Raw genomic sequence first — 23,722 nt, 5'->3', positions numbered from 1 at the left:
TCCGTGTTCTCGTGTGTGAAAGGTCGAGCCTATGAAGAAATCGCTCCTGACAGCCGCTGCCGCCGTCGTGCTGGCCCTCTCGGCCGCGGGGCCCGCCCACGCGCAGCGCGGCGTCGCTGCGGGCGTGGCCGCCGGTATTATCGGCGGCGCCATTGTCGGCGGCGCACTGGCTTCTCCGTATAATTACGGACCCGGCTACGCCTATGGTCCGGGCTACTCCTATGGTCCGGGTTACTCCTATGGCCCCGGCTACTATCCGCCCCGCTACTACGCGCCGGGCCCCGGCTACGTCGCCGACGATGACTACGGCAGCAGCTGCGTCTGGCAGAAGCAACGCTTCTGGGACGGCTACGCCTGGCGCGTCCGTCGCGTCAGAGTCTGTGGCTAAGACGCCGTAGACCGGTTCACTACGGAAGCGCTGTTCATCTCGGGGCCCGAAAAAGACCGCTTTTTCTCGTCACAGCTCCGTGTGCGTTTACCGTGGATTGACCATTTGCGCGCTTCCTAGCTGCAAGGCCAATTCCATCAGAGTGTGCGTGAACCTTTGAACCCCGGGCGCTCCTAACAAGGTGCGTCCATCTCTCAGGAGAGCCAAGAGCATGAAGAAGACTTTAATTGCCGCCCTCACGGTTGCGACGGTCGCCGGTTCGCTGGTCACCGCCACACCGTCGGCCCAGGCCCATGACGGCGTCGGCGTCGGCATCGCGGCTGGCCTGATCGGCGGCGCGATCGTCGGCGGCGCCATCGCGTCGAGCCGTCCCGCCTATGGCGGCCCGGTTTATGTGGCCGAGCCCGGCCCGCCGCCCCCGCCCTGCTACTGGCAGCGTCAGCGTTACTGGGACGGCTACGGCTGGGTCGTTCGCCCGGTTCGCGTCTGCTACTGATCCGATTGCACGGCGCATATGCGCCGCGATCGAAGCCCGGCCGAGAGCCTCTCGGCCGGGCTTTTTCTTTGGCGCGCGCTATCGCGCGGCCTGGATCGAACGCAGCACCTCTTCGCTCGGCCAGCAATCGACCTTCAGGCCGGCCGACTTCTGATAGGCGCCGAGCGCGGCGCGGGTTTGCATGCCGGCCTTGCCGTCGAGCTTGTCCTTGTAGAGCCCGATGCGCGTGAGCCCACGCTGCATGGTCTCGACATCCTTCGTTCGCAATTGCTTCGAGGTCGACCACGGCGTGGCGAACGGCAGCGGACTCATCATGCGGTCGCCGAGATGACCCACGAACAGCACGTAGAGGTCGGAGAAATTGTATTCCTTGATGACGAAGTAGTTCTTGGTGGTCAGGAACGACGGGCCGTAGATGCCTTCCGGCTGCAACAGTGAGGCAGGCTGCGCCTGTTCGGCGGCGCTCAGGCGTTGCCCGCGCACCGGCACGAAGCCCTCGCGCAACCATTGGCCGATCGGCTTCGTCACTTCCGGAACGCCGGTCGTGCAATCGACCTTCGCCGGCGCCTGCACCTCATAGGCCCAGCGCACGCCGCTCTGCCAGCCTTTGTTGACGAGCTGCTGCGCGGCTGACGCCAGCGCGTCCGGCACCGAGTGCCAGATATCGATGCGGCCGTCACCGTCGAAATCGACGCCGTGCTTGTAGTACTCCGACGGCAAAAATTGCGTGAGCCCGGTGGCGCCGGCCCAGGACGAGCGCATGTCCTTGCGGGTCACCACGCCCTCACCCAGGATCTTCAGCGCGAGGATGAACTCGTTGCGATACGTGTCCTTGCGGCGGCCGACATAGGCCTGCGTCGCCAGCACGCGCACCAGATCATAAGGCAGCGTGTAGCGGCCGTAGTCGGTTTCGCGGCCCCAGATCGCGAGCATCACGGTCGCGGGCACCCCCGAGCTCTTCTCGATTTGGGTCAGCGCAGGGCGATATTTTTGCAGCAGCCGCTGTCCCTCGCCGGCAAGGCGCGCGATCGACGTCTCCTTGACGTAGTCGGCGGGCACCTGCACGAACTCGGCCTGCGACGGCGCACCGGTCGCGGGCCGTCCCGGCAAGATCAGATCGGGCAGCTTGTAATCGGGCTCGAGTCCGCGCGTCTGTTCGTCAAACGTCGCGCGCGACACGCCGGCGGCTTGCGCCTCCGGCCAAAGCGTGGCGATGAACTGCGTGAAGGCGGCGTCGGCGGCGCGGGCGGGAAAAGGCAGCATCACGGCCGCCGCGAGCAAGAACCAGCCTAGCGCGCTTTCCCAACGTCCGAACAAGGAGCGATATTGCATCGACATCTCACTCTGTATATATTGAATATATACATATGATCGACCTTGACCAGATCGCAGGTTTTGACTGGGACGACGGCAACAGCCGCAAGAGCGCGGATAAGCATGACGTCAGTCAAGCTGAAGCGGAAGGGGTCTTCTTCAACGATCCGCTGATCGTTGTCGAGGATTCAAAGCATAGTGCAACAGAGACGCGTTTCAATGCGTTGGGAAAAACAGCGCAAAACCGTCCGCTGCATATCACTTTCACTCTCCGACAGGATGGAACCTTGATCCGGATAATATCGGCGCGAGACATGCACCGAAAGGAGAAGAAGGCTTATGATCAAGCTTAAATCAATTCCCGCCTTCAAGACCGAAGCCGAGGAACGCAAGTTCTGGGAAACGCATGACTCCGCCGATTACGTCGATTGGAGCAAGGCAGAACGCGTGCGCTTTCCAAATCTCAAGCCTTCGACGACAGCGATTTCAATTCGACTGCCGCTGGGTCTGCTTGAGCAGATCAAAGTGGCCGCCAACAAGCGCGACGTCCCGTATCAGTCGCTGATCAAGATGTGGTTGGCGGAGAAGGTGAAGTAACCGAACCTTACAGCCAATCGCGGGTATACGCTGACCTCGGCTTCCGTGCTCGCTGGATCAAACCGACCAAAGACTATTTCGGCAACCACATCTTCGTCGCGGACGGTCGCAACGCTCGTCGATCTGCCCGCGGAGGCGCGCTGATCTCGGAACAGCGCTCCCGTCAATTCGAAGGGCTTCGGCTACACGAGGCAAAGCAATTCATTCATCACGCGACGCCCCGCGCCCACGCTTTCCTCGACAGGTTTGGCAACCTGCGAGGCCGGCTGATCACCGCGTCAGCTTCTTGTACTTCACGCGATGCGGGATGATGCTGTCCTGGCCGAGACGGCGCATCTTGTCCTTCTCGTAGTCCTGGAAGTTGCCCTCGAACCATTCGACATGGCTGTCACCCTCGAAAGCGAGGATGTGGGTGGCGATGCGGTCGAGGAACCAGCGATCATGGCTGATGATGACGGCGCAGCCGGCGAAATCCTCCAGCGCCTCTTCGAGCGCGCGCAGCGTGTCGACGTCGAGGTCGTTGGTCGGCTCGTCGAGCAGCAAGACGTTGGCGCCGGACTTCAGCATCTTGGCGAGATGCACGCGGTTGCGCTCACCGCCTGACAGCGCGCCGACTTTCTTCTGCTGGTCGGCACCCTTGAAGTTGAACGCCGAGCAGTAGCCGCGCGAATTGACTTCCTTCTTGCCGAGCAGGATCAATTCGTTGCCGCCTGAGATCTCCTCCCACACGTTCTTGTTGCCCTCGAGCGCGTCGCGCGACTGGTCGACATAGCCGAGATGCACGGTCTCGCCGACCGTGATGGTGCCCTTGTCCGGCGCGTCCTGCTTGGTGATCATCTTGAATAGCGTGGTCTTGCCGGCGCCGTTGGCGCCGATCACGCCGACGATGCCGCCGGGCGGCAGCTTGAAGGTGAGATCGTCGATCAGGAGGCGCTCGCCAAAGCCTTTGCTGAGGCCTTCGAAGTCGACGACATTGGCGCCGAGCCGCTCGGCGACGGGAATGACGATCTGCGCGGTCTGGGTCTGCTTGTCGCTCGCCTGCTTGAGCAGATCCTCGTAGCGCTGATAGCGCGCCTTGGACTTGGCCTGCCGCGCCTTCGGCGACGAGGCGACCCACTCCTGCTCGCGAGACAGCGTCTTCAGGTGCGCAGCGTCCTCGCGGCCTTCCTGCTCGAGCCGCTTCTGCTTCTGCACGAGCCAGGACGAGTAATTGCCCTCGTAGGGAATCCCCTTGCCGCGGTCGAGCTCGAGAATCCAGCTCGTGACGTTGTCGAGGAAGTAGCGATCATGGGTGACGATCAGGATCGCGCCCGGATAATTGCGCAAATGGCCTTCGAGCCACGACACCGACTCGGCATCGAGATGGTTGGTCGGTTCGTCCAGCAGCAACAGTTCGGGCTGGTCGAGCAGCAGCTTGCACAGCGCGACGCGGCGGCGCTCACCGCCGGAGAGTTTCGTCACGTCGGCATCGTCGGGCGGACAGCGCAGCGCGTCCATGGCCTGGTCGACCTTGCTGTCGAGATCCCAGAGGCCCTGGGCCTCGATCTCGTCCTGCAGCTTGGTCATCTCGTCGGCGGTCTCCTCGGAGTAATTCATCGCCAGCTCATTGTAGCGATCGAGGATGGCCTTCTGCTTGGCGACGCCCAGCATGACGTTCTCGCGCACGGACAGCTTGGCATCGAGATGCGGCTCCTGTTCGAGATAGCCGACGCGGGCGCCCTGGGCGACCCATGCCTCGCCGTTGTACTCCTTGTCGAGGCCGGCCATGATCTTGAGCAGCGTCGACTTGCCCGAGCCGTTGACGCCGAGCACGCCGATTTTGGCGTCCGGGTAGAAGCTCAGATGGATGTTGTCGAGCACCTTCCGGGTCGGGTAGCTCTTGGTCAGGCCCTGCATGAAATAGATGAACTGGCGCGCCATCGGTCCCGAAAACCTTCGATTTGAGGAAATTTGCTTGCCGCCGATGTAGCGATCCCGCCCCCAAAGGGCAATGTTTTCCCTCCGTTCACCACGGATGAATACGGAACGGACACCATCCCGCCGCCGATCCGGACAATTGAAACCATCTTTTAATAAATCAGGCCAAAGCTCGCCTCAGCGCTGAAAAAAGCGCCACCCGCGCAGAACGGGCGGGGAGAACAGCGAGGCCGTATCATGGCTATGATCGAGACCACTTCCATCGCCGTTCCGGCACAAGCCGCCAGCGCTTCCGGACTCGTCACGGAGATCACGGGCTTCTGGAAGCGCTGCTTCGCCACCGCGTTCAACCCCTATCGCCCGGAACTCCACTACATGCGCGGGCCCGGCCCCGCCTGGCGCGCCAAGCACGGCATGGATGCGCCGTTCCGCCTGAAGGCCCGCGACCTCTGAGCCCTTCTCCCCTATCGGATCTTTGAAGGCGCGAGCGGCTTGCGCGCGGCTCTGATTGCGCGCAACCATGGCCCGGTTCCGACGATGGCGCCCCGCCTGCGCCGCCACCACTCGCCATGGATGAAGCTGATGACGCGGCTGCGCTGTGCAATTCTCGACGACTATTTCAACCTCGCCCTCGACGTCGCCGACTGGCAAAAACTCGCCGACCGCATCGACGTCACCATGTTCAGCCATCCCTTTGCATCGGAGCGGGCTGCGGCCGACGCGCTCGGTGATTTCGAGATCATCTGCGCGATGCGCGAACGCACCGCATTCCCGAAGAGCCTGTTCGAGGCGCTGCCGAAGCTGAAGCTGCTGCTGACGTCCGGCATGCGCAATGCGTCGATCAACATGGAGGCCGCGAAGGCGCGCAACGTAGCCATCGGCGGCACGCAATATTCCCGCGATCCCACCGCCCCGCTCGCCATGGGCCTGATCCTTGAACTGACCCGCGGCATCGGGCGCGAGAATGCGCGCATGCATGCCGGCGAGCCCTGGCAGACCTTTGCGGGAATCGAGATCGAGGGTCGCACGCTCGGCATCATCGGACTCGGCAAGCTCGGCAGCAAGATGGCGGGCATAGCGAAAGCGTTCGGCATGAACGTGATCGCCTGGAGTCCGAACCTGACGCCCGAGAAGTGCAAGGAGGCTGGTGTCGGCTACGCCAGCAAGGAAGAGCTGTTCGCCAAGGCAGACATCATCACCATCCACGTGGTGCTGAGCGAACGCTCGCGGGGGCTGGTCGGCCGCGACGATCTCGCGCGGATGAAGCCCACGGCCTTCCTCGTCAACACCGCGCGCGGGCCGATCGTCGATGAGGCCGCGCTGCTCGAAGTGCTGCAGCAGAAGAAGATTGCGGGCGCCGGCATCGACGTGTTCTCGGTCGAACCACTGCCTGTCGATCATCCCTTCCGCAAGCTCGACAACATCGTGCTGACGCCGCATCTCGGCTACGCGACCGAGGACGGATTGCGCATCCATTACGGCCAGATGGTCGAGGCGATCGACGCCTGGACCAAGGGCAGCGAGCTGCCGCGTAAGCTGGCCTGATGCCTCAGGCCGCCGAGCGGTGGCTGGTGGGCTGCCTTGCCGCATCGGCAAAGCCGTCGCGCCAGGAGGCATGCGCCGGCAGCCAGCCGAGTTCGCGCTTTGCCTTGTCGTTGGATGCCCCGCGCACCTCTGTCATCATCGCAACCATATGCTCGCCCGCAAGCAGGCGCCCGAGCCAAGCGGGAATGTGACGCGGCGGCTTGGCACCAAGCAGTTCGGCCAGCGCGGGCAACCAATCCTTCACCTGCGCCGGATGATCGTCGACGATGTTGTAGATGCTGCCAGCGCGTCCGTGTTCAACCGCGGCAAGCGTGGCAGAGGCGGCATCTTCGGTGTGAATGAACGACCACATGCCGCCGCCATCGCCGATCACTGGCACACGCCGGTGGCGCAGCTGGTCGATCATCGCCGGCGAGAGCGTGCCGGTGCCAGGTCCATAGAAGAATCCATAGCGCAGCACGATGCCCTCTGGCGTCGTTGATGCGGTGACGCTTCGCTCCAGATACTGGATTGCCTCGAGCGTGCGTCGCAGCTCTTGCGGCGGATGCGGGTCGAGTTCATCGGTCTCGGTCTTCACCGTTCCCCCGGCGCGACTGAAGGTCCAGCCGCAGAAGCTTTGCGCGATGAAGCGCTTGGCGCCGGCCTCGCGTGCGGCAGTGAGCAGAATGTCGGTTCCGCGCGTGCGGAGCTCGTTGGTTCGCGCGAAAGCCCGATCGAAATGACGGAGGTCCGTGGCGCCCGCGAGATCTGTCATCTGGTGGATGACCGCATCGGGCTTTGCCGCAATCACCGCAGCGCGCATGCTGTCGGCATCGAGGCCGTCGGCGACGACCGGCTCCGCACCCAATCGACGCACAAAGTCTGTTTTTGCGGCACTCCGTGTCGTGCCAATCACGGAATGACCCGCGGCGACCAGCGCCGGAACAAGATATTGACCGACCGCGCCGGTCGCGCCCGCAACAAAGACGCGCATCCTGTGCTCCTCAATTCGTTGCAATCATCTTGGACGTAATCGAGGTGCGGAGCCGTTCAAGTAAGGCATGCGCAAGTAAGACATGCGCGCATGCGTCAAATGACTACGGCGCGTGACCGAAGTTCACGCGCCGCAATCAGATCAATTCCTGCAAGGCCGGTTCAGCGCACGGTGACCGGCGCGGGCAGCGGCGGCACCACCGTCGGCTGGGTGCCCCCGACCGGACCGGCCTGGGCGGCCATCGGAGCCGGACCAGCGGCGCCGGGGATGGGCGCTGCGGATGCGGTTGCGGTTCCCGGCGACGGACCACCCGGCATCACCACCACGCGGGTGCCGACCTTGACCCGATCAAAGAGGTCAGAGACGTCATCGTTCAGCATGCCGATGCAGCCGGAGGAGACGAACTTGCCGATCGTCGAGGGCTGATTGGTGCCGTGGATGCGGTAGACGGTCGAGCCGAGATACATCGCGCGAGCGCCGAGCGGATTGCCGGGGCCACCGGCCATGAAGCGCGGCAGATAGGGCTGGCGCTCGATCATTTCCGTCGGCGGATGCCAATCCGGCCACTCGGCCTTCCGCGTGATCTTCTGCACGCCGGTCCAGGTGAAGCCGTCGCGGCCGACGCGAACGCCGTAGCGGATCGCACGGCCATTGCCGAGGACGTAATAGAGGTAGGTGTTCGGGGTATCGACGATGAGCGTTCCGGCCGGCTCCTTGGTAGCCAGCGAGACTTCCTGACGGCGCAGGTTCTGTGGCAACTGCGCCGGAGCGGCGTCGGGCTGCTCCTCGGGCGGCAGCGAGGCGATCGACATCGGCCGGCCATCGGCACCGAGGGCGGGCTGCTGCGAGACGGCTCCGGTCGCGGCCGGGCCACCGACCGCCTCCGGGGGACGCAGGCCGTCGCCGGCGGGCGCCTGGGCCGGACGGTCGGCATAGATCACCGCCGGCGGGCCGGCGGGACGGCCATAGCGAGGATCGTCGGGCGACACCACCGGGCCCTGCGGCGGAGCGGCCGAGTAGACCGGGGCGCCAGCAGGACGGCCATAACGGGGATCGTCCGGCGACATCACCGGGCCCTGCGGCGGGGCAGCGGAATAGACTGGCGCGCCAGCCGGACGGCCGTAGCGCGGATCATTCGGCGACATCATCGGGCCGCCCGGACCGGGCGGCGGCAGCGCCGCGGAAGCCGGCGGCATGCCGTCGTCGTCATCTTCCAGCGCGTCGAAGTTCGGCGTGCGGTCGCCGGGGCGATATTCGGCCGGGGCGCCATAGCCCGGCGCCTGCTGCACCGGATAGCTCTGGGCGTGTACGAGCGAGGTTCCCGCCGCAGCGACTGTTGCGGCAGCGCATATCGTCAGAAAATGTTTGATCATCATCGCTCTTGTATAAGTCCCCGGGCCCAACCGGACCGTTAACGGCACATGACCGAAGATAGCGGCACATTCAAGACATCACAGGCTGATTTGCGCCCGATTTGCCAATTTGTGATCCCCTGAGGCACCGTTGCTCCGTTGCATCACGGGGCGGAAATCGCATCACGCCGTAGATTGCCGGAGTCGTCGGCCCCGAATTTTACAGAACGGCGCGAAAGCGTTGCGATATGGTCGAATCAGCCTGATTCGCCACCGCTTTGAGCTCCGATCCCGCGTGGCGAACGCGGCAGTCAGTACCGTCACCGCGTTCAGATGGCTCAAGGGCCCGGGCGACCACACTGCCGGGGCGGAAATTCGTAACCCGTCGATGCTTCCCGGCTTTCGCTTCCTGCTTGCCGCGATCCTGCTGTCAACCTCCATCCTGGTGTTCGGTCTCGGCGCCGCCGCGCTGCTGCGGGCGACCCATGAGCAGTATGTCAGCACCCCCTCCTGGCGGAACGGTCCGCAGGAGCAGGTGTTCGCGCAGGCGTCCGAACCGGCGCAGCCGGTGCTCGCGGCACTGCGCGCCGAACCGGAGGCGGCGGAGCCCGCGCCGTCGCTGCGGGATCAGGTTCCGACCATCGCGCTGCCGGCAAGCGAGCCTGAGGAGATGGCCGTGACGAGCGAGACGCGTGCACAGGCCGAGCCGCAGGTCACTGAGGCCGCGCCGCCGGCCGAACCAGCAAACACGGAGACCACCGCGTCAGCTTCCACCGACACGCTCACCACGGCCGACACCACGGCATCCGTTCCCGCGGACAAGGCTGCCGCCGTCGGCGAACCGCCGTCGGCTGCGACCGGCGCTGCCCTGGCATCGTCGGCGCTCGAGATCGCGAACGCGAGGGTCGCCGCGCTGAACGATCCCGCGACGATGGCCTGGAAGGATCCGCCCGCGAAGGCCAAGGCCGCCAGCATTGCGCCAGAGAAGGCCGACAAGCCGCGCGCGCACCGCGCGAAGAAGCGGCACCGGATCGTGCGGCGCCCGCCGCCTCCTGTTCAACAGACCTACGATCCGTTCGCGCCGCAGCAGCCGGCGCTCGCGGCGACAGCAACCGCGCGCGCTCGGCAGTAGGCTACGCCGGCCCCGTCGCGACCGGCGGGCCGCCGGCCTGGCCCCATTCCGACCAGGAGCCGTCATAGAGCGCGGTGTCGGTGATGCCGAGGCGATAGAGCGCGAGCGTCAGCACGCCGGCCGAGACGCCGGAGCCGCAGCTCGTCACGATCGGCGCATCGAGCTTGACGCCGGCCCCGGTGAAGGCGGCCCGCAGATCGTCGAGCGGCTTCATCGTCCCTGTCGCGGCATCGAACAGCAGATTGTAGGGCACGTTGCAGGCGCCGGGGATGTGGCCGGAACGGATGCCCGGCCGCGGCTCGGGCGCACGGCCCTCGAAGCGATCGCCGGCGCGCGCGTCGATCACCTGCTCGGCGCGGCTTTCGACATTCGCGATCATCTGTTCGATGTTGCGCACGCGCTTGGCATCGTAGTTCGCCTTGAATGTCGCCGGCTTCGCATTCACCTCGCCGCTGTCGACGGGACGGCCCTCACTGCGCCACTTCTTCAGGCCGCCATTGAGGATACGGACATCGCTGTGGCCATAGGACAGGAACATCCACCACGCGCGCGGAGCGGCGACCCAGCCGCCGGCATCGTAGATCACGACGGTGTCGGCATTGGAGATGCCGAGATGGCCGGCGTCGCGGCCAAACTGCTCGGCGCTCGGAAACATGTGAGGCAGCGGGTTGGAATGATCCGACACTACGTCGACGTCGAAGAACACGGCGCCCGGCAGATGCGCGGCGAGATAGTCGTCCTTCGGCAGCGGCAGCACGCCAGGCAGCTTGAAGCTGGCGTCGAGCACCTTCACGTTGGCGTCGTTGAAGTGGGCGGCGAGCCATTCGGTGGAGACGAGGGGATCGGTGGGGGTGGTAGTCATTCAAGCAACTCCTTGTCGTCATTCCGGGGCGCGCGCAGCGCGAGCCCGGAATCCATTCATCCACCAACTCCGCCGCACAATGGATTCCGGGTTCGCGACTTCGTCGCGTCCCGGAATGACAGCGGTGGAAGCTAAGCGCAATCCTTACTTTTTCTTCGGCTCCCACTGCTCGACCGGGCCGCCGGCATCGCGCCAGGCGGCGTAGCCGCCGGCGATGTGGGCAACGGGCTTGAGGCCCATGTCCTGCGCGGTCTTGGCGGCGAGCGCGGAGCGCAAGCCCCCGGCGCAGTGGAATACGAACTTCTTGTCCTCCTGGAACACCGGCTTCGCATACGGGCTCTGCGGATCAATCCAGAATTCGAGCATGCCGCGGGTGCAGGCGAACGCACCGGGGATGCGGCCGTCGCGCTCGATCTCGCGGGGGTCGCGGATGTCGACGATAACGACGTCGCCGTTCTTTGAGATTTCGATGGCGTCCTTGGCGGTGAGCGTCTCGATCTCGGCATTGGCCTCGTCGATCAGCGCCTTGATGCCGCGGGTGATGGTCTGGGGCATGGTTCTTCCCTTCTCTTTCGTCATTCCGGGGCACGCGAAGCGCGAGCCCGGAATGACGAGGAGCTAGTGCGTCAATTCCTTCATCGCGCCCTCAAGCCCCTCGATGGTGATCGGGAACATGCGGTTGGCGAAGATGCGGCGGATGATGGTAGTGGATTCCGAATAGTCCCAGTGTTTCTGAGCGACCGGGTTGAGCCACACCGAATGCGGATAGGTGCGGATGATGCGATCGAGCCAGACCGAGCCCGGCTCCTCGTTGACATGCTCGACCGAGCCACCGGGCACCATGATCTCGTAAGGGCTCATCGAGGCATCGCCGACGAACACGATCTTGTAGTCGTGCGGGTATTTGTGCAGCACGTCCCAGGTCGGCGTGCGGTCGGTGAAGCGCCGCTTGTTCTGCTTCCACACGCCTTCATAGAGGCAGTTGTGGAAGTAGAAATACTCCATGTGCTTGAACTCGCTCTTCGCCGCCGAGAACAATTCCTCGACCTGCTCGATATGCGCGTCCATCGAGCCGCCGATGTCGAAGAACACCAGGAGCTTCACCGCGTTGCGCCGCTCGGGGCGCATGTGGACGTCGAGATAGCCGTGATTGGCGGTCTCGCGGATGGTGGTGTCGAGATCGAGCTCGTCCGGCGCGCCGGTGCGTGCGAACTTGCGCAGGCGGCGCAGCGCCACCTTGATGTTGCGGATGCCGAGCTCGACATTGCCGTCGAGATCCTTGAACTCGCGCTTGTCCCACACCTTCACGGCGCGGTTGTTGCGGTTCTTCTCCTGGCCGATGCGGACGCCTTCGGGATTGTAGCCATGGGCGCCGAACGGCGAGGTGCCGGCCGTGCCGATCCATTTGCTGCCGCCCTGGTGCCGGCCCTTCTGCTCCTCAAGCCGCTTCTTCAGCGTCTCCATGAGCTTGTCCCAGCCCATGGCCTCGATCTGCTTCTTCTCTTCCTCGGTGAGGTATTTCTCGGCGAGCTTCTTCAGCCACTCCTCGGGGATCTCGGCCCCCTCCATCGCGTCGAGCAGGCTTTCCAGCCCCTTGAACACGGTGCCGAACACGCGGTCGAACTTGTCGAGGTTGCGCTCGTCCTTCACCAGCGAGGTGCGCGATAGGTAGTAGAAATTCTCGACGGTGTAGTCCGCGAGGTCGGCGTCCAGCGCCTCCATCAGCGTGAGGTATTCGCGCAGCGTCACGGGGACCTGCGCATCGCGCAGAGAGGTGAAGAATTGCAGGAACATGGGTGACAGATTGCCCGTCGGATGGCCCGCGTCAAGGGGCGCCAGCGACGGCGGAGCCCTGGACCGGGAGGGTTTTTGCTCTAGAATTGCCGGACTTGTGACTTTCTTTTGGGGGCGTTTTCGATGGGAATTATCGCGGCACTGATCATCGGCGCGATCGCTGGGTGGCTCGCGGGCAAGATTGTCCACGGGGCGGGATTTGGACTGATCGGCAATATCGTGGTCGGCATCATCGGCGCGCTCGTCGCAGGCTGGGTGCTGCCTCAGCTCGGCGTCAGCCTCGGCGGCGGCATGATCCGCGACATCCTCAGCGCCACCATCGGCGCGGTGATTGTGCTCGTCATCCTTTCGCTGATAAAACGAGCCTGAAAGCCTGACCGAACCCAGGAACGGCCGCCTCGCGCGGCCGTTCCCATGTCGCGACCGGGGCAGCGCCTCGTGCCGACGACCAACAAGGACGTGCGATGAAATTTACCGGCACCAAGGACTATGTTGCGACCGACGATCTCAAGGTCGCGGTCAACGCCTCGATCGTGCTGGAGCGCCCGCTGCTCATCAAGGGTGAGCCCGGCACCGGCAAGACGGTGCTGGCCGAGGAAGTGGCGAAGGCGCTGAACGCGCCGCTTCTGACCTGGCACATCAAGTCCACCACCAAGGCGCAGCAGGGCCTCTACGAATATGACGCGGTGTCGCGCCTGCGTGACAGCCAGCTCGGCGACGCGCGGGTGTCCGACATCAAGAACTACATCAAGCGCGGCAAGCTGTGGGACGCCTTCACCGCCGAGCAGCGCCCGGTGCTCTTGATCGACGAGATCGACAAGGCCGACATCGAGTTTCCCAACGACCTTCTGCTCGAGCTCGACCGCATGGAATTCCATGTCTACGAGACCGGCGAGACGATCAAGGCGCAGCAGCGCCCGATCATGATGATCACCTCCAACAACGAGAAGGAGCTGCCGGACGCGTTCCTGCGCCGCTGCTTCTTCCACTACATCAAATTCCCCGACGCTGACACCATGGGGCGCATCGTCGACGTCCACTTCCCCAACATCAAGAAGCGCCTGGTCGAAGAAGCGCTGCGCATCTTCTTCGAGGTGCGCGAGGTGCCCGGCTTGAAGAAGAAGCCGTCGACCTCCGAGCTGCTCGATTGGCTGAAGCTGCTGCTCAACGAAGAGATGACCCCGGAACAGCTCCGCGAGCGCGACCCGCGAAAACTGATCCCGCCGCTGCACGGCGCGCTGCTCAAGAACGAGCAGGACGTGCATCTGTTCGAGCGGCTGGCGTTTTTGAGCCGGCGGGAAGTGTAGGCGGCGGCCTTTGCGTCGGCGCACTGCTGCCGCCCCAACCTCCGCCGTCATTTCCCGCGAAAGCGGGGAATCCAGTACGCCGCGGCCTCTCGGCTGAATCACAACCGCCTCTAGAATACTGGATCGCCCGCCCCAGTGCGCAAGTGCGCAAATGCAAGTCCTCGCGCCTGCGCAAGGGAGCACCGTGGCTCAAGACGATGCTTGTTCAATGTGCCTGGGCCGCCAAGCGCACCAAGAACAGCTACTATCGAGCTCAATTCTACCGATTACAGGCCAGACGCGGGCCACAAAAAGCCATCTGCGCCGTCGCCGCCTCGCTCCTCACCGCCATCTACCACATCCTCAAGGACGGCACCGAGCATCGTGACCTCGGCGCCGCCCACTTCGATCGCCGGCCCAACGAGGTCAAAGCGAACCGACTGGTCGCTGGCCTCAAAAAGCTCGGCTTCTCCGTCCAACTCCAGCCAACGCCAGAGGCCGCCTGACGCCAGTTCTCCAGCAGTTTCTTCCTAGCGCAGCGAAGATTCCATGGGGAGTGGATAGCGACCAGGTCTGAGGCCAGACTGAGGTTGCTGACCCCCTCAACCTGGAGACGACGATGTTGCTCGATCATCCTTCCGACGGACCGACCGCTATCCGCACGCAGTTTGGCGCAATTTTTGTGTCTTTGGAACTGAGCCGTTCGACGTGGGTGATTACGTCACTTTCGCCTGGTACGGGCGAGAAGATGTCCAGGCACAGCGTCACGGCCGGCGATACGGCTGAGCTGATGAAGCTGTTTGCGGAACTCAGGCGCAAGGCGGAGGCCAGGACCCGCGAGAGCTATCCGATCATCACGATCCAGGAAGCTGGGCTGGACGGGTTCTGGCTGCACCGTGTTCTGCAACAGAACGGCATTGAGAGCCACGTGGTCGATCCCGCCTCGATTGCGACGTCGCGACGGCGGCGGCGGGCCAAGACTGACAGGCTCGATGGCGAGGCGCTGTTGCGGGCGCTTCTGGCCTACAAGCGCGGCGAGCCGCGGGTCTGTGCGATGGTGGTTGCGCCCTCGCCTGAAGAGGAGGACCGGCGCAGGCTGTGTCGCGAACGAGCGACGCTGATCGCCGAGCGCATCACGCATGTGAACCGGATCAAGGGTCTTCTGTTCGCGCAGGGGATATCCGACTACGTGCCGCTGCGGCGCAATCGGCGGGCGCGGCTTGAGGCCTTGCGCACGGGCGACGGGCGGGAGCTGCCTTCGCATTTGAAGGCGCAGATCGGCCGCGAGCTCGATCGGGTCGAACTGCTTCTGGAACAGATCAAGGCGGTCGAGGCCGCGCGAGATGCTCTGCTGGCCGCAGCCCGGAAGCCTGCAGACAAGAACGCTGCAGACAAGGTCGCGCCGGATCCGGTGGCGATGCTGCTGGCCTTGAAAGGGCTCGGCGCCAACTTTGCGGCCGTGCTCTGGTCGGAGGCGTTCTACCGGCAGTTCTCCAACCGCCGCCAGGTCGCCGCCTATGCGGGGCTTGCGGCGACGCCGTGGCAAAGCGGAGGCATCCGGCACGAGCAGGGCGTGTCGAAGGCCGGCAATCCCAGGCTGCGGACCACAATGATCCAGCTCGCCTGGCTGTGGATACGTCACCAGCCGCAGTCGGCCCTGACGCGCTGGTTCAAGGAGCGAAGCCCGCAAGGCCGCAAGCGCGCGATCGTGGCGCTGGCGCGCAAGCTTCTCGTGACCTTGTGGAAGTATGTCACCGCGGGCGAGACCATCGAGGGGGCCGTGATGAAGCCCGCCGCCTGATCCGGACCGCACCAAGCGGCGTGCTTCGCCGCCCGCGCGCAACGAAAGAACCATAACCCATCTGCCGAGGCCCGATCAGTCTCGGAAGATCCGGGTGGACGAACCGATGGATTGCATGGCTTCAAACGCCGCAACGAAGAATGGCCTCGTCCTCTCGAGCCTGCCCGCCGCAAGCGGAATCGTGGTGCAGTCGCCTTGTGCGACGACCGAATGTGAGTTTGATCTGGCAAGCAACCCAGATCGTCGAACCGGCTCGACCCTTGGATCGCAAATGCGAGGATGGCAGATGCCCTGACAGAACCGCCAACGCGAGGAGCTCCTATCGGCCCAACGCACCAAGCATGATGGCGTGCTCGCTCAACTCAAGGCCAAGCCGCTTCGCGGCGGCCCTAACAGGCCGGCCTTGACTTGATCTGCGCGCGCCATCCTGCAGAACCCGCGGTCGGGACGAAGAGGTGGCTGCAGTCGAACAAAAAGGTGACTGCTCATCCTTGACATACACATTCCCCATGTGAGCAATCCAGACTGCCGCCGCGGAAAGATTCTGGATTGCTGCGCTGCCCGCAATGACGATGTGGGGCGAGCCGACTACCTCACGACAAACCGGTCAGGCCGGCTGTGGCGTCCTGATCTCGCGCGGCAGGATGATCGCGGCTGCGATCGCGAGCAGGCAGAGCGCGGCGAAGGCGTGCAGCATGGTGACGAAGCCGCCCTGCTCGTAGAGCCAGGCGACCAGGCCAACCGAAGCACCGGCTGCGGTGAAGCCGACGAAGTAGCGCACCGCATAGGCGCGCGAGCGCCATTCTTCGGTGGTGTATTTGCCGACCATGGCATCGTTGACCGTGACCTGTCCGAACGCGCCCATGACGATGCCGATCGAGACCAGGATCAACGGCAGATTGGACAGGCTCGCCGCAAGATACAGGAACGGCGCCAGCATGAAGGACAGCGGCAGCGCCACCACCTTGAGCGAATAGTGGTCGAGCAGCCGGCCGATCGTATACTGCGTCATCGCACCGAACACGTAGACGCAGGCGGCGATCACGCCGAGCAGCGCCGGGCTTTTGGTGAGATCGGCAAGCCGCTCCGCGAACAGTTTTGGCAGCGCGACGGTGACCGCGTTGAAGGTCGTGGAGATCGCGATCACCACGATCAGCAAGGCCAGGATCACGCGCCACATATCCTGCTTCGCCACGCGTGCCTGCGCCGCCGCCTGCTTCGAGCCCTTGCGATCCTCATGCACGATCATCATCGCAAAAGCGATGCCGATCAGGATCGTGACGATTCCGGGAACGATGAAGGCAAAGCGCCAGCCGAAATATTGGCCGATCACGCCGGTGACCAGCGCCGAGGAGGCAACGCCGAGATTGCCCCAGACGCCGTTCAGCCCCATCTCGCGGCCGAGCTTGTCGGCATAGGACACGATCATCGCAGTGCCGACGGGGTGGTAGATCGAGGCGAAGATGCCGATCGCAAACAACGCGGCGCCGAGCTGCGGCGGCGTCTGCACGAAGCCGACCGAGATCATGGCTGCGCCAATGCCGATGAAGAAGATCAGCATCATGTGGCGGCGGCTCCAGCGGTCGCCAAGCCAGCCAGTAAGCAGCGATCCTGCGCCGAAGGCGATAAAACCCGGCGTCGCGTAAGGCAGCAGCTCCGAATAAGCCATGCCGAGCGCCGGCCCCATGATGATCACGGCGGCGGCAAAGATCAGCATCGCATAATGGTCGATGAAATGGCCTGTGTTGACGAAGCCGATCACCCGGCTGGGGCTGTTCATCCGAATCCTCTCCTGTTCCAAAATCGGTTATATGTCGGAGCAATGATGGGATGCTGCCAATGAGTGTCGTCGAAACGCCAATCCGGAAGGTTCAGGGAAACCACCGCTCGACCGCGGGCGTACACCTGGTCGCGCGCGACTACCCCAAAGGCTTGCGGCTCGACCCGCACATGCATCGCGAGGCGCAGCTGGTCTATGCCGCCAAGGGCACCATGCAGGTGACGACGCCCAAGGGCCGCTGGCTGGTGCCGCCGGACCGCGCGGTCTGGGTTCCGGCCGGGCTCGAGCACGCCATCGACGTGCTCGCCGATATCGAGATGCGCACGCTGTATTTCGACCTACCCTGGCTGAAAAGCGGGCAGCGCTATCAAGGCCTGACCAAGGAGTTCGTGGTGAGGGTGTCGCCGCTGCTGCACCAGGCGATCCTCGCGCTATTTGATCCCAGCAATACGCAAGAGCGTACCGAGCTCCTGGTGCGCCTGGTGATGCTGGAATTGCACCAGGCCGAGGATTCCGCGACCTTCGTGCCGCTGCCGCGCGAGCCGCGCTGCCGCCGCGCCGCGATGATCGTGCTCGACGATCCCACCGGGCTGCACGACATCGACACGCTGGCGCGCGAGGTCGGAACCTCCGCACGCACGCTGTCGCGGCTATTCTCCACGCAGACACAATTGAGCTTCAAAAGCTGGTGCCAGCGCGCCCGCATCGCGGCGGCGATGGAAAGGCTGTCGACCGAAGCCAATGTCTCGGTCAAGCAGCTCGCCGCCCAGCTCGGCTATGCCAGCGTGCCCGCTTTCTCGGCCGCCTTCCGCCAGGTCACGGGCCGGACGCCGACGGCGTTTGCGGGGAAGAGCTGAGGCAGCCTCTGTCATCCCGATGGCAAGCGCATATCCGCATGCAGGAGGTCGTCATGCCCGGGCTCGTCCCGGGCATCCACGTTCTTTCGCGCCTGCGGCAAGGCGTGGATGGCCGGGACAAGCCCGGCCATGACGATGTGGAGGCTTCAGCGCCCAAGCGCTAAGCGTCATATGCGTTTGCCCCGGCGGCCCGTTTTCGCAGGGCATGACAGCCTTCTTAGGACGCATGGCACAGCTAAGATGCAGAATCCTCCGCTTGATTGTGATCGGCTTCCGCCTAAATCCCGTGTAAGCTTCCCGCACCGCACACACCGGACTCGAAAAACCCAGATGGCCAATGCCTTCTTCTCCGACCTGCTCGCCACCATCTCCGAGCGCGGCCGCACACTGCTTCGCCGCGGCGATGGCTCGGACACCAAACAGGACGCCGACGGCCTGATCGAGCTCTGCGGCGCGCTGCTGTCGGGCCGGGGCGAAGCCTCCGGCACCGCGATGGCGCGCGAAGTGCTCGATCTCTACCAGGACCTGGATGCGGCGGGACGCCGCGCCTTCTTCGAAGCACTGGTGCGCGATTTCGGCCCGGACCGGGAGCGACTGTCGAAGGCGATCGAAAAATGGCGCGCCAAGCCCGGTGACGAGGATGCCAGTTCGCTGCATTTCGCCTCCGAGCCGCGGCGGCAGGAACTGATCCGCCGCCTCAACCGCGCCCCCGGCGGGACCGGCGACCTCGTGAAGATGCGCGCCGATTTGCTCGGCATGATGAACGGGCACACCGATCTCGCCGCGCTCGACCGCGACGTGTCGCATCTGCTTTCTTCGTGGTTCAACAGGGGATTTCTCGTGCTGCGCAGGATCGACTGGTCGACCCCGGCCAACATCCTCGAAAAGATCATCCGTTACGAGGCCGTGCACGAGATCAGCGACTGGGACGATTTGCGCCGCCGCCTCGATCCGGTCGACCGCCGCTGCTATGCCTTCTTCCATCCGGCGATGGTGGACGAGCCCCTGATCTTCGTCGAGGTGGCGCTGACCGAGACCATTCCCGGCGCGATCGCGCCGCTGCTCGCGGTCGACCGCCAGCACCTGCCGATCGAGCGGGCGCGCACCGCCGTGTTCTATTCGATCTCCAACACCCAGCGCGGGTTGGGCGGCATCTCGTTCGGCAGCTTCCTGATCAAGCAGGTGGTCGAGGAGCTGCGCCGCGAAACGCCGAAGCTCGACACTTTCGTGACGTTGTCGCCGGTGCCCGGGTTCATGCAGTGGGTGAAGCAGGACAAGGACCTGCCGCTGTCGGACGAGGATCGCGAGATGCTGAAACATCTCGACGAGCCGAAATGGTTCGAGACTGCGGAGACAACCGCGCAACTGCGCGCCGTGTTGGAGCCGCTCGCCGCCCACTATTTCCTGAAGGCGCGCACGCCAAAGGGACGGCTGATCGACTCCGTTGCGCGCTTCCATCTCGGCAACGGTGCGCGGCTCGAACGCATCAACTGGCTCGGCGATCTCTCGCAGAAGGGCGTGCGCGAGTCGGCCGGCGTCATGGTCAACTACCTCTATCGCCTCGACGACATCGAGAAGAATCACGAAGCCTATGCCAATGACGGCGAGGTCGTCGCCTCGAGCGCGGTGAAGAAGCTGCTGAAGGGCGAAGGGCGACGGTTGCTGGATATGAGGCTGTCGTAAGGGACAGCCGGCTCGCCGCCATATCGTCATTGCGAGCGAAGCGAAGCAATCCAGTCTGCCCCGCGGAAAGATTCTGGATTGCTCACATGGGGAATGTGTGTGTCAAGGATGAGCAGTCACCTTTTTGTTCGACTGCAGCCACCTCTTCGTCCCGACCGCGGGTTCTGCAGGATGGCGCGCGCAGATCAAGTCAAGGCCGGCCTGTTAGGGCCGCCGCGAAGCGGCTTGGCCTTGAGTTGAGCGAGCACGCCATCATGCTTGGTGCGTTGGGCCGATAGGAGCTCCTCGCGTTGGCGGTTCTGTCAGGGCATCTGCCATCCTCGCATTTGCGATCCAAGGGTCGAGCCGGTTCGACGATCTGGGTTGCTTGCCAGATCAAACTCACATTCGGTCGTCGCACAAGGCGACTGCACCACGATTCCGCTTGCGGCGGGCAGGCTCGAGAGGACGAGGCCATTCTTCGTTGCGGCGTTTGAAGCCATGCAATCCATCGGTTCGTCCACCCGGATCTTCCGAGACTGATCGGGCCTCGGCAGATGGGTTATGGTTCTTTCGTTGCGCGCGGGCGGCGAAGCACGCCGCTTGGTGCGGTCCGGATCAGGCGGCGGGCTTCATCACGGCCCCCTCGATGGTCTCGCCCGCGGTGACATACTTCCACAAGGTCACGAGAAGCTTGCGCGCCAGCGCCACGATCGCGCGCTTGCGGCCTTGCGGGCTTCGCTCCTTGAACCAGCGCGTCAGGGCCGACTGCGGCTGGTGACGTATCCACAGCCAGGCGAGCTGGATCATTGTGGTCCGCAGCCTGGGATTGCCGGCCTTCGACACGCCCTGCTCGTGCCGGATGCCTCCGCTTTGCCACGGCGTCGCCGCAAGCCCCGCATAGGCGGCGACCTGGCGGCGGTTGGAGAACTGCCGGTAGAACGCCTCCGACCAGAGCACGGCCGCAAAGTTGGCGCCGAGCCCTTTCAAGGCCAGCAGCATCGCCACCGGATCCGGCGCGACCTTGTCTGCAGCGTTCTTGTCTGCAGGCTTCCGGGCTGCGGCCAGCAGAGCATCTCGCGCGGCCTCGACCGCCTTGATCTGTTCCAGAAGCAGTTCGACCCGATCGAGCTCGCGGCCGATCTGCGCCTTCAAATGCGAAGGCAGCTCCCGCCCGTCGCCCGTGCGCAAGGCCTCAAGCCGCGCCCGCCGATTGCGCCGCAGCGGCACGTAGTCGGATATCCCCTGCGCGAACAGAAGACCCTTGATCCGGTTCACATGCGTGATGCGCTCGGCGATCAGCGTCGCTCGTTCGCGACACAGCCTGCGCCGGTCCTCCTCTTCAGGCGAGGGCGCAACCACCATCGCACAGACCCGCGGCTCGCCGCGCTTGTAGGCCAGAAGCGCCCGCAACAGCGCCTCGCCATCGAGCCTGTCAGTCTTGGCCCGCCGCCGCCGTCGCGACGTCGCAATCGAGGCGGGATCGACCACGTGGCTCTCAATGCCGTTCTGTTGCAGAACACGGTGCAGCCAGAACCCGTCCAGCCCAGCTTCCTGGATCGTGATGATCGGATAGCTCTCGCGGGTCCTGGCCTCCGCCTTGCGCCTGAGTTCCGCAAACAGCTTCATCAGCTCAGCCGTATCGCCGGCCGTGACGCTGTGCCTGGACATCTTCTCGCCCGTACCAGGCGAAAGTGACGTAATCACCCACGTCGAACGGCTCAGTTCCAAAGACACAAAAATTGCGCCAAACTGCGTCCGGATAGCGGTCGGTCCGTCGGAAGGATGATCGAGCAACATCGTCGTCTCCAGGTTGAGGGGTTCAGCAACCTCAGTCTGGCCTCAGACCTGGTCGCTATCCACTCCCCATGGAATCTTCGCTGCGCTCGCAATGACGGAGAATGTTGCCGCAGCCGGGCTACTCCGCCAGCGCCTTCATCTCTGTATAGAGATCCGACTTGCCCTCAAAGCCGATGCCCGGCAGGTCCGGCATAGTGATGTGGCCGTTCTCGACGCGGACGCCGTCGGGGAAGCCGCCATAGGGCTGGAACAGGTCGGGATAGCTCTCATTGCCGCCGAGGCCGAGGCCGGCCGCGATGTTGAGCGACATCTGGTGGCCGCCATGCGGGATGCAGCGGCTCGGCGACCAGCCGCAGGTCTTCAGCACTTCCAGCGTGCGCTGATATTCGCACAGGCCGTAGGACAGCGCGCAGTCGAATTGCAGCCAGTCGCGATCCGATCGCATGCCGCCATAGCGGATCAAATTGCGGGCGTCCTGGTGGCTGAACAGATTTTCGCCGGTCGCCATCGGGCCCGGATAGAATTCGGCGAGTGCGGCCTGGAGCGCGTAGTCGAGGGGATCGCCGACCTCCTCGTACCAGAACAAGGGATAGTCCCGCAGCATTTTTGCGTATGCGATCCCGGTCTCGAGATCGAAGCGGCCGTTGGCGTCGACGGCGAGTTGCGCGTCCTTGCCGATCTCCTTCAGCACCGCCTCGATGCGGGTACGGTCGTCCTCGAGCGATGCGCCGCCGATCTTCATCTTTACGACGTTGTAGCCGCGATCGAGATAGCCGCGCATCTCGCCGCGCAGCATCGAGAGATCCTTGCCGGGATAGTAGTAGCCGCCGGCGGCGTAGACGAAGACACGCGGATTTGCCGTGAGGCCGTGCCGCTCGGCGAGCAGGCGAAACAGCGGCTTGCCCGCAATCTTTGCCACCGCATCCCACACCGCCATGTCGATGGTGCCGACCGCGACCGAGCGCTCGCCATGGCCGCCCGGCTTCTCATTGGTCATCATCGCGGCCCAGACCTTGTCGGGCTCGAGGTTGTCGGCGGCCGCGTTCAGCAGCGACTTCGGATCGGCTTCGAGAATGCGCGACGCAAAACGCTCGCGGATCAGGCCGCCCTGCCCGTAGCGGCCGTTGGAGTTGAAGCCGTAGCCGACGACGCGCTTGCCGTCGCGCACGACATCCGTGACGACGGCGACAAGGCTCGTCGTCATCTTGGTGAAGTCGATATAGGCGTTGCGGATCGGCGAGGAGATCGGTTTTGTGATTTCGCGAACGTCGACGATGCGGACGGACATGGGTGTGGCTTTCTCGCGGGCTCTCTCCTTTCGTCATGGCCGGGCTTGACCCGGCCATCCACGTCTTGGCCGCCTCGAAGAACGTGGATGCCCGGGACAAGCCCGGGCATGACGGCGCACCTTACGGCACGCTCGGGCTCTACGACTCCTTCTTGTCCCTGAAATACGGCTCGACCGGCCCGTGCACCTTGATGGTCAGCGGATTGCCGTGACGATCCTTGGCGTTGCCTGCGGTGACGCGGACCCAGCCTTCACTGATGCAGTATTCTTCGACATTGGTTTTCTCGACGCCCTTGAAGCGGATGCCGACGTCGCGCGCCAGGATGTCCGCGTTGTAGTAGGGGCTGTTCGGATCGACCGACAGACGGTCCGGAAATTCGTCGCTCATGATTGTCTCGCTCATAACAGGGTCTCGATTTGCTGCCGCAATCCTTCGGGCCGCGCGGTCGGCGCGTAGCGCGCGATCACCTTGCCAGTGCGATCCACCAGGAACTTCGTGAAATTCCATTTGATGGAGGCGCCGAGCAAGCCGGGTTGCTGGCGTTTCAGGTACTCGTACAAAGGATGCGCATTGCTGCCGTTGACGTCGACCTTCTCGAACAGCGGAAAGGTGACATCGTAATTGGTCGAGCAGAACGCCTGGATCTCGCTCGCCTGCCCCGGCTCCTGCGCGCCGAACTGGTTGCAGGGAAAGCCGAGCACCGAGAAGCCCCGCGGGGACAGGTCGCGATGCAGATCCTCGAGCCCGCGATATTGCGGCGTGAAGCCGCATTTGCTCGCGGTGTTGACGATCAGCATCACCTGGCCCTCGAAGCGCCGCATCGGCACCTCATCGCCGGCGAGCGAGTTGGCCTTGAATTCGTAGATGGCCGACATCT

The 23,722-nt window shown here is 64.2% G+C and carries 25 protein-coding genes; 13 read left to right on the top strand and 12 right to left on the bottom strand.

The window, feature by feature from the left end; translation table 11 throughout:
• Positions 1-31 precede the first annotated feature (31 nt).
• Both IVB18_RS09630 and IVB18_RS09625 read left to right on the top strand, forming a co-directional pair.
• Complete coding sequence (locus tag IVB18_RS09630) at positions 32-388, top strand: hypothetical protein (protein WP_247988940.1); 357 nt, start codon at positions 32-34, stop codon at positions 386-388.
• 211 nt (positions 389-599) lie between these two features.
• On the top strand, positions 600-884 hold the full coding sequence (locus IVB18_RS09625) for a hypothetical protein (RefSeq protein WP_247988939.1): 285 nt from the start codon (positions 600-602) through the stop codon (positions 882-884).
• Between the two features lie 78 nt (positions 885-962).
• On the opposite strand, the gene IVB18_RS09620 is transcribed toward IVB18_RS09625, so the two are convergent.
• The gene (locus IVB18_RS09620) at positions 963-2,147 is read right to left on the bottom strand and encodes a lytic murein transglycosylase (protein ID WP_247991591.1); all 1,185 of its coding nucleotides are present in this window, start codon (positions 2,145-2,147) and stop codon (positions 963-965) included.
• A gap of 104 nt (positions 2,148-2,251) precedes the next feature.
• Between IVB18_RS09620 and IVB18_RS09615 the strand changes: the two genes are divergently transcribed.
• On the top strand, positions 2,252-2,551 hold the full coding sequence (locus IVB18_RS09615; protein ID WP_247988938.1) for a BrnT family toxin: 300 nt from the start codon (positions 2,252-2,254) through the stop codon (positions 2,549-2,551).
• Entirely contained in the window at positions 2,538-2,795 is a 258-nt protein-coding gene (locus IVB18_RS09610) for a BrnA antitoxin family protein (RefSeq protein ID WP_247988937.1), read from the top strand. Before IVB18_RS09615 ends, IVB18_RS09610 begins: the two co-directional genes overlap by 14 nt.
• Positions 2,796-3,065: 270 nt before the next feature.
• Here IVB18_RS09610 and ettA read toward each other — a convergent pair whose 3' ends face one another.
• Positions 3,066-4,715: an energy-dependent translational throttle protein EttA gene (gene ettA, locus IVB18_RS09605; protein ID WP_247988936.1), complete on the bottom strand. Its 1,650-nt coding sequence runs from the start codon at positions 4,713-4,715 to the stop codon at positions 3,066-3,068.
• 234 nt (positions 4,716-4,949) lie between these two features.
• Here ettA and IVB18_RS09600 point away from each other — a divergent pair, with 234 nt between their 5' ends.
• On the top strand, positions 4,950-5,165 hold the full coding sequence (locus IVB18_RS09600; protein WP_247988935.1) for a hypothetical protein: 216 nt from the start codon (positions 4,950-4,952) through the stop codon (positions 5,163-5,165).
• A gap of 129 nt (positions 5,166-5,294) precedes the next feature.
• Entirely contained in the window at positions 5,295-6,257 is a 963-nt protein-coding gene (locus tag IVB18_RS09595) for a D-2-hydroxyacid dehydrogenase family protein (RefSeq protein WP_247988934.1), read from the top strand.
• A 4-nt stretch (positions 6,258-6,261) separates the two neighbouring features.
• Here IVB18_RS09595 and IVB18_RS09590 read toward each other — a convergent pair whose 3' ends face one another.
• Both IVB18_RS09590 and IVB18_RS09585 read right to left on the bottom strand, forming a co-directional pair.
• Complete coding sequence (locus IVB18_RS09590; RefSeq protein ID WP_247988933.1) at positions 6,262-7,230, bottom strand: NAD-dependent epimerase/dehydratase family protein; 969 nt, start codon at positions 7,228-7,230, stop codon at positions 6,262-6,264.
• Positions 7,231-7,391: 161 nt separating this feature from the next.
• The gene (locus tag IVB18_RS09585) at positions 7,392-8,603 is read right to left on the bottom strand and encodes a L,D-transpeptidase (RefSeq protein WP_247988932.1); all 1,212 of its coding nucleotides are present in this window, start codon (positions 8,601-8,603) and stop codon (positions 7,392-7,394) included.
• 367 nt (positions 8,604-8,970) lie between these two features.
• On the opposite strand from IVB18_RS09585, the gene IVB18_RS09580 reads away from it, so the two are divergent.
• Entirely contained in the window at positions 8,971-9,714 is a 744-nt protein-coding gene (locus IVB18_RS09580) for a hypothetical protein (RefSeq protein ID WP_247991590.1), read from the top strand.
• Position 9,715: 1 nt separating this feature from the next.
• Here the strand turns inward: IVB18_RS09580 and sseA are convergent, their stop codons facing one another.
• From sseA to IVB18_RS09565, 3 genes are all read right to left on the bottom strand, one after another.
• Entirely contained in the window at positions 9,716-10,576 is an 861-nt protein-coding gene (gene sseA, locus IVB18_RS09575; RefSeq protein WP_247988931.1) for a 3-mercaptopyruvate sulfurtransferase, read from the bottom strand.
• A gap of 144 nt (positions 10,577-10,720) precedes the next feature.
• The gene (locus tag IVB18_RS09570; protein ID WP_247988930.1) at positions 10,721-11,131 is read right to left on the bottom strand and encodes a rhodanese-like domain-containing protein; all 411 of its coding nucleotides are present in this window, start codon (positions 11,129-11,131) and stop codon (positions 10,721-10,723) included.
• A 63-nt stretch (positions 11,132-11,194) separates the two neighbouring features.
• A complete protein-coding gene (locus IVB18_RS09565) occupies positions 11,195-12,370 on the bottom strand; it encodes a VWA domain-containing protein (RefSeq protein WP_247988929.1) in 1,176 nt (391 codons plus the stop codon).
• A gap of 123 nt (positions 12,371-12,493) precedes the next feature.
• On the opposite strand from IVB18_RS09565, the gene IVB18_RS09560 reads away from it, so the two are divergent.
• The 4 genes from IVB18_RS09560 (at position 12,494) to IVB18_RS09545 (ending at position 15,457) form a co-directional block, all read left to right on the top strand.
• A complete protein-coding gene (locus IVB18_RS09560) occupies positions 12,494-12,739 on the top strand; it encodes a GlsB/YeaQ/YmgE family stress response membrane protein (protein ID WP_148743518.1) in 246 nt (81 codons plus the stop codon).
• A 95-nt stretch (positions 12,740-12,834) separates the two neighbouring features.
• Entirely contained in the window at positions 12,835-13,677 is an 843-nt protein-coding gene (locus IVB18_RS09555; RefSeq protein WP_247988928.1) for a MoxR family ATPase, read from the top strand.
• Between the two features lie 197 nt (positions 13,678-13,874).
• Positions 13,875-14,162, top strand: a complete 288-nt coding sequence (locus tag IVB18_RS09550) for a hypothetical protein (RefSeq protein ID WP_247988927.1) — start codon at positions 13,875-13,877, stop codon at positions 14,160-14,162.
• Between the two features lie 113 nt (positions 14,163-14,275).
• Positions 14,276-15,457 (top strand): IS110 family transposase, encoded by a 1,182-nt coding sequence (locus IVB18_RS09545; RefSeq protein WP_247983422.1) that lies wholly within the window; start codon positions 14,276-14,278, stop codon positions 15,455-15,457.
• A 607-nt stretch (positions 15,458-16,064) separates the two neighbouring features.
• On the opposite strand, the gene IVB18_RS09540 is transcribed toward IVB18_RS09545, so the two are convergent.
• Complete coding sequence (locus tag IVB18_RS09540; protein WP_247988926.1) at positions 16,065-17,237, bottom strand: MFS transporter; 1,173 nt, start codon at positions 17,235-17,237, stop codon at positions 16,065-16,067.
• Positions 17,238-17,296: 59 nt separating this feature from the next.
• On the opposite strand from IVB18_RS09540, the gene IVB18_RS09535 reads away from it, so the two are divergent.
• Positions 17,297-18,094 (top strand): helix-turn-helix transcriptional regulator, encoded by a 798-nt coding sequence (locus IVB18_RS09535; RefSeq protein ID WP_247988925.1) that lies wholly within the window; start codon positions 17,297-17,299, stop codon positions 18,092-18,094.
• Positions 18,095-18,424: 330 nt separating this feature from the next.
• Positions 18,425-19,777, top strand: a complete 1,353-nt coding sequence (locus IVB18_RS09530) for a malonyl-CoA decarboxylase (protein ID WP_247988924.1) — start codon at positions 18,425-18,427, stop codon at positions 19,775-19,777.
• A 597-nt stretch (positions 19,778-20,374) separates the two neighbouring features.
• On the opposite strand, the gene IVB18_RS09525 is transcribed toward IVB18_RS09530, so the two are convergent.
• The 4 genes from IVB18_RS09525 to IVB18_RS09510 all read right to left on the bottom strand — a co-directional run bounded on the left by IVB18_RS09525 (position 20,375) and on the right by IVB18_RS09510 (position 23,720).
• Positions 20,375-21,556 (bottom strand): IS110 family transposase, encoded by a 1,182-nt coding sequence (locus IVB18_RS09525; RefSeq protein WP_247983422.1) that lies wholly within the window; start codon positions 21,554-21,556, stop codon positions 20,375-20,377.
• A gap of 118 nt (positions 21,557-21,674) precedes the next feature.
• Complete coding sequence (gene tarD / locus IVB18_RS09520) at positions 21,675-22,844, bottom strand: mandelate racemase/muconate lactonizing enzyme family protein (protein ID WP_247988923.1); 1,170 nt, start codon at positions 22,842-22,844, stop codon at positions 21,675-21,677.
• A gap of 139 nt (positions 22,845-22,983) precedes the next feature.
• A complete protein-coding gene (locus IVB18_RS09515; protein WP_247988922.1) occupies positions 22,984-23,247 on the bottom strand; it encodes a DUF3297 family protein in 264 nt (87 codons plus the stop codon).
• Positions 23,244-23,720, bottom strand: a complete 477-nt coding sequence (locus IVB18_RS09510; protein WP_247988921.1) for a glutathione peroxidase — start codon at positions 23,718-23,720, stop codon at positions 23,244-23,246. The genes IVB18_RS09515 and IVB18_RS09510 overlap by 4 nt, the downstream gene beginning before the upstream one ends.
• Positions 23,721-23,722 lie beyond the last annotated feature (2 nt).

This window comes from Bradyrhizobium sp. 186 (assembly GCF_023101685.1).
Classification (GTDB): domain Bacteria; phylum Pseudomonadota; class Alphaproteobacteria; order Rhizobiales; family Xanthobacteraceae; genus Bradyrhizobium.
The sequence above is the reverse complement of the archived record's forward strand: the minus strand, read 5'-3'. Positions and strand labels throughout refer to the sequence as shown.

What these genes read in the sequence shown, in the direction of transcription:
- IVB18_RS09600 (WP_247988935.1), top strand. Translation starts at nt 4,950, where the DNA reads ATGGCTATGATCGAGACCACTTCCATCGCCGTTCCGGCACAAGCCGCC.
- IVB18_RS09625 (WP_247988939.1), top strand. Translation starts at nt 600, where the DNA reads ATGAAGAAGACTTTAATTGCCGCCCTCACGGTTGCGACGGTCGCCGGT.
- IVB18_RS09550 (WP_247988927.1), top strand. Translation starts at nt 13,875, where the DNA reads ATGCTTGTTCAATGTGCCTGGGCCGCCAAGCGCACCAAGAACAGCTAC.
- IVB18_RS09540 (WP_247988926.1), bottom strand. Translation starts at nt 17,237, where the DNA reads ATGAACAGCCCCAGCCGGGTGATCGGCTTCGTCAACACAGGCCATTTC.
- IVB18_RS09535 (WP_247988925.1), top strand. Translation starts at nt 17,297, where the DNA reads ATGAGTGTCGTCGAAACGCCAATCCGGAAGGTTCAGGGAAACCACCGC.
- IVB18_RS09615 (WP_247988938.1), top strand. Translation starts at nt 2,252, where the DNA reads ATGATCGACCTTGACCAGATCGCAGGTTTTGACTGGGACGACGGCAAC.
- IVB18_RS09630 (WP_247988940.1), top strand. Translation starts at nt 32, where the DNA reads ATGAAGAAATCGCTCCTGACAGCCGCTGCCGCCGTCGTGCTGGCCCTC.
- IVB18_RS09610 (WP_247988937.1), top strand. Translation starts at nt 2,538, where the DNA reads ATGATCAAGCTTAAATCAATTCCCGCCTTCAAGACCGAAGCCGAGGAA.
- IVB18_RS09545 (WP_247983422.1), top strand. Translation starts at nt 14,276, where the DNA reads ATGTTGCTCGATCATCCTTCCGACGGACCGACCGCTATCCGCACGCAG.
- IVB18_RS09585 (WP_247988932.1), bottom strand. Translation starts at nt 8,603, where the DNA reads ATGATCAAACATTTTCTGACGATATGCGCTGCCGCAACAGTCGCTGCG.
- IVB18_RS09565 (WP_247988929.1), bottom strand. Translation starts at nt 12,370, where the DNA reads ATGTTCCTGCAATTCTTCACCTCTCTGCGCGATGCGCAGGTCCCCGTG.
- IVB18_RS09620 (WP_247991591.1), bottom strand. Translation starts at nt 2,147, where the DNA reads ATGCTGCCTTTTCCCGCCCGCGCCGCCGACGCCGCCTTCACGCAGTTC.
- IVB18_RS09595 (WP_247988934.1), top strand. Translation starts at nt 5,295, where the DNA reads ATGACGCGGCTGCGCTGTGCAATTCTCGACGACTATTTCAACCTCGCC.
- IVB18_RS09530 (WP_247988924.1), top strand. Translation starts at nt 18,425, where the DNA reads ATGGCCAATGCCTTCTTCTCCGACCTGCTCGCCACCATCTCCGAGCGC.
- tarD (WP_247988923.1), bottom strand. Translation starts at nt 22,844, where the DNA reads ATGTCCGTCCGCATCGTCGACGTTCGCGAAATCACAAAACCGATCTCC.
- sseA (WP_247988931.1), bottom strand. Translation starts at nt 10,576, where the DNA reads ATGACTACCACCCCCACCGATCCCCTCGTCTCCACCGAATGGCTCGCC.
- IVB18_RS09560 (WP_148743518.1), top strand. Translation starts at nt 12,494, where the DNA reads ATGGGAATTATCGCGGCACTGATCATCGGCGCGATCGCTGGGTGGCTC.
- IVB18_RS09525 (WP_247983422.1), bottom strand. Translation starts at nt 21,556, where the DNA reads ATGTTGCTCGATCATCCTTCCGACGGACCGACCGCTATCCGGACGCAG.
- IVB18_RS09580 (WP_247991590.1), top strand. Translation starts at nt 8,971, where the DNA reads ATGCTTCCCGGCTTTCGCTTCCTGCTTGCCGCGATCCTGCTGTCAACC.
- IVB18_RS09570 (WP_247988930.1), bottom strand. Translation starts at nt 11,131, where the DNA reads ATGCCCCAGACCATCACCCGCGGCATCAAGGCGCTGATCGACGAGGCC.
- IVB18_RS09515 (WP_247988922.1), bottom strand. Translation starts at nt 23,247, where the DNA reads ATGAGCGAGACAATCATGAGCGACGAATTTCCGGACCGTCTGTCGGTC.
- IVB18_RS09555 (WP_247988928.1), top strand. Translation starts at nt 12,835, where the DNA reads ATGAAATTTACCGGCACCAAGGACTATGTTGCGACCGACGATCTCAAG.
- ettA (WP_247988936.1), bottom strand. Translation starts at nt 4,715, where the DNA reads ATGGCGCGCCAGTTCATCTATTTCATGCAGGGCCTGACCAAGAGCTAC.
- IVB18_RS09510 (WP_247988921.1), bottom strand. Translation starts at nt 23,720, where the DNA reads ATGTCGGCCATCTACGAATTCAAGGCCAACTCGCTCGCCGGCGATGAG.
- IVB18_RS09590 (WP_247988933.1), bottom strand. Translation starts at nt 7,230, where the DNA reads ATGCGCGTCTTTGTTGCGGGCGCGACCGGCGCGGTCGGTCAATATCTT.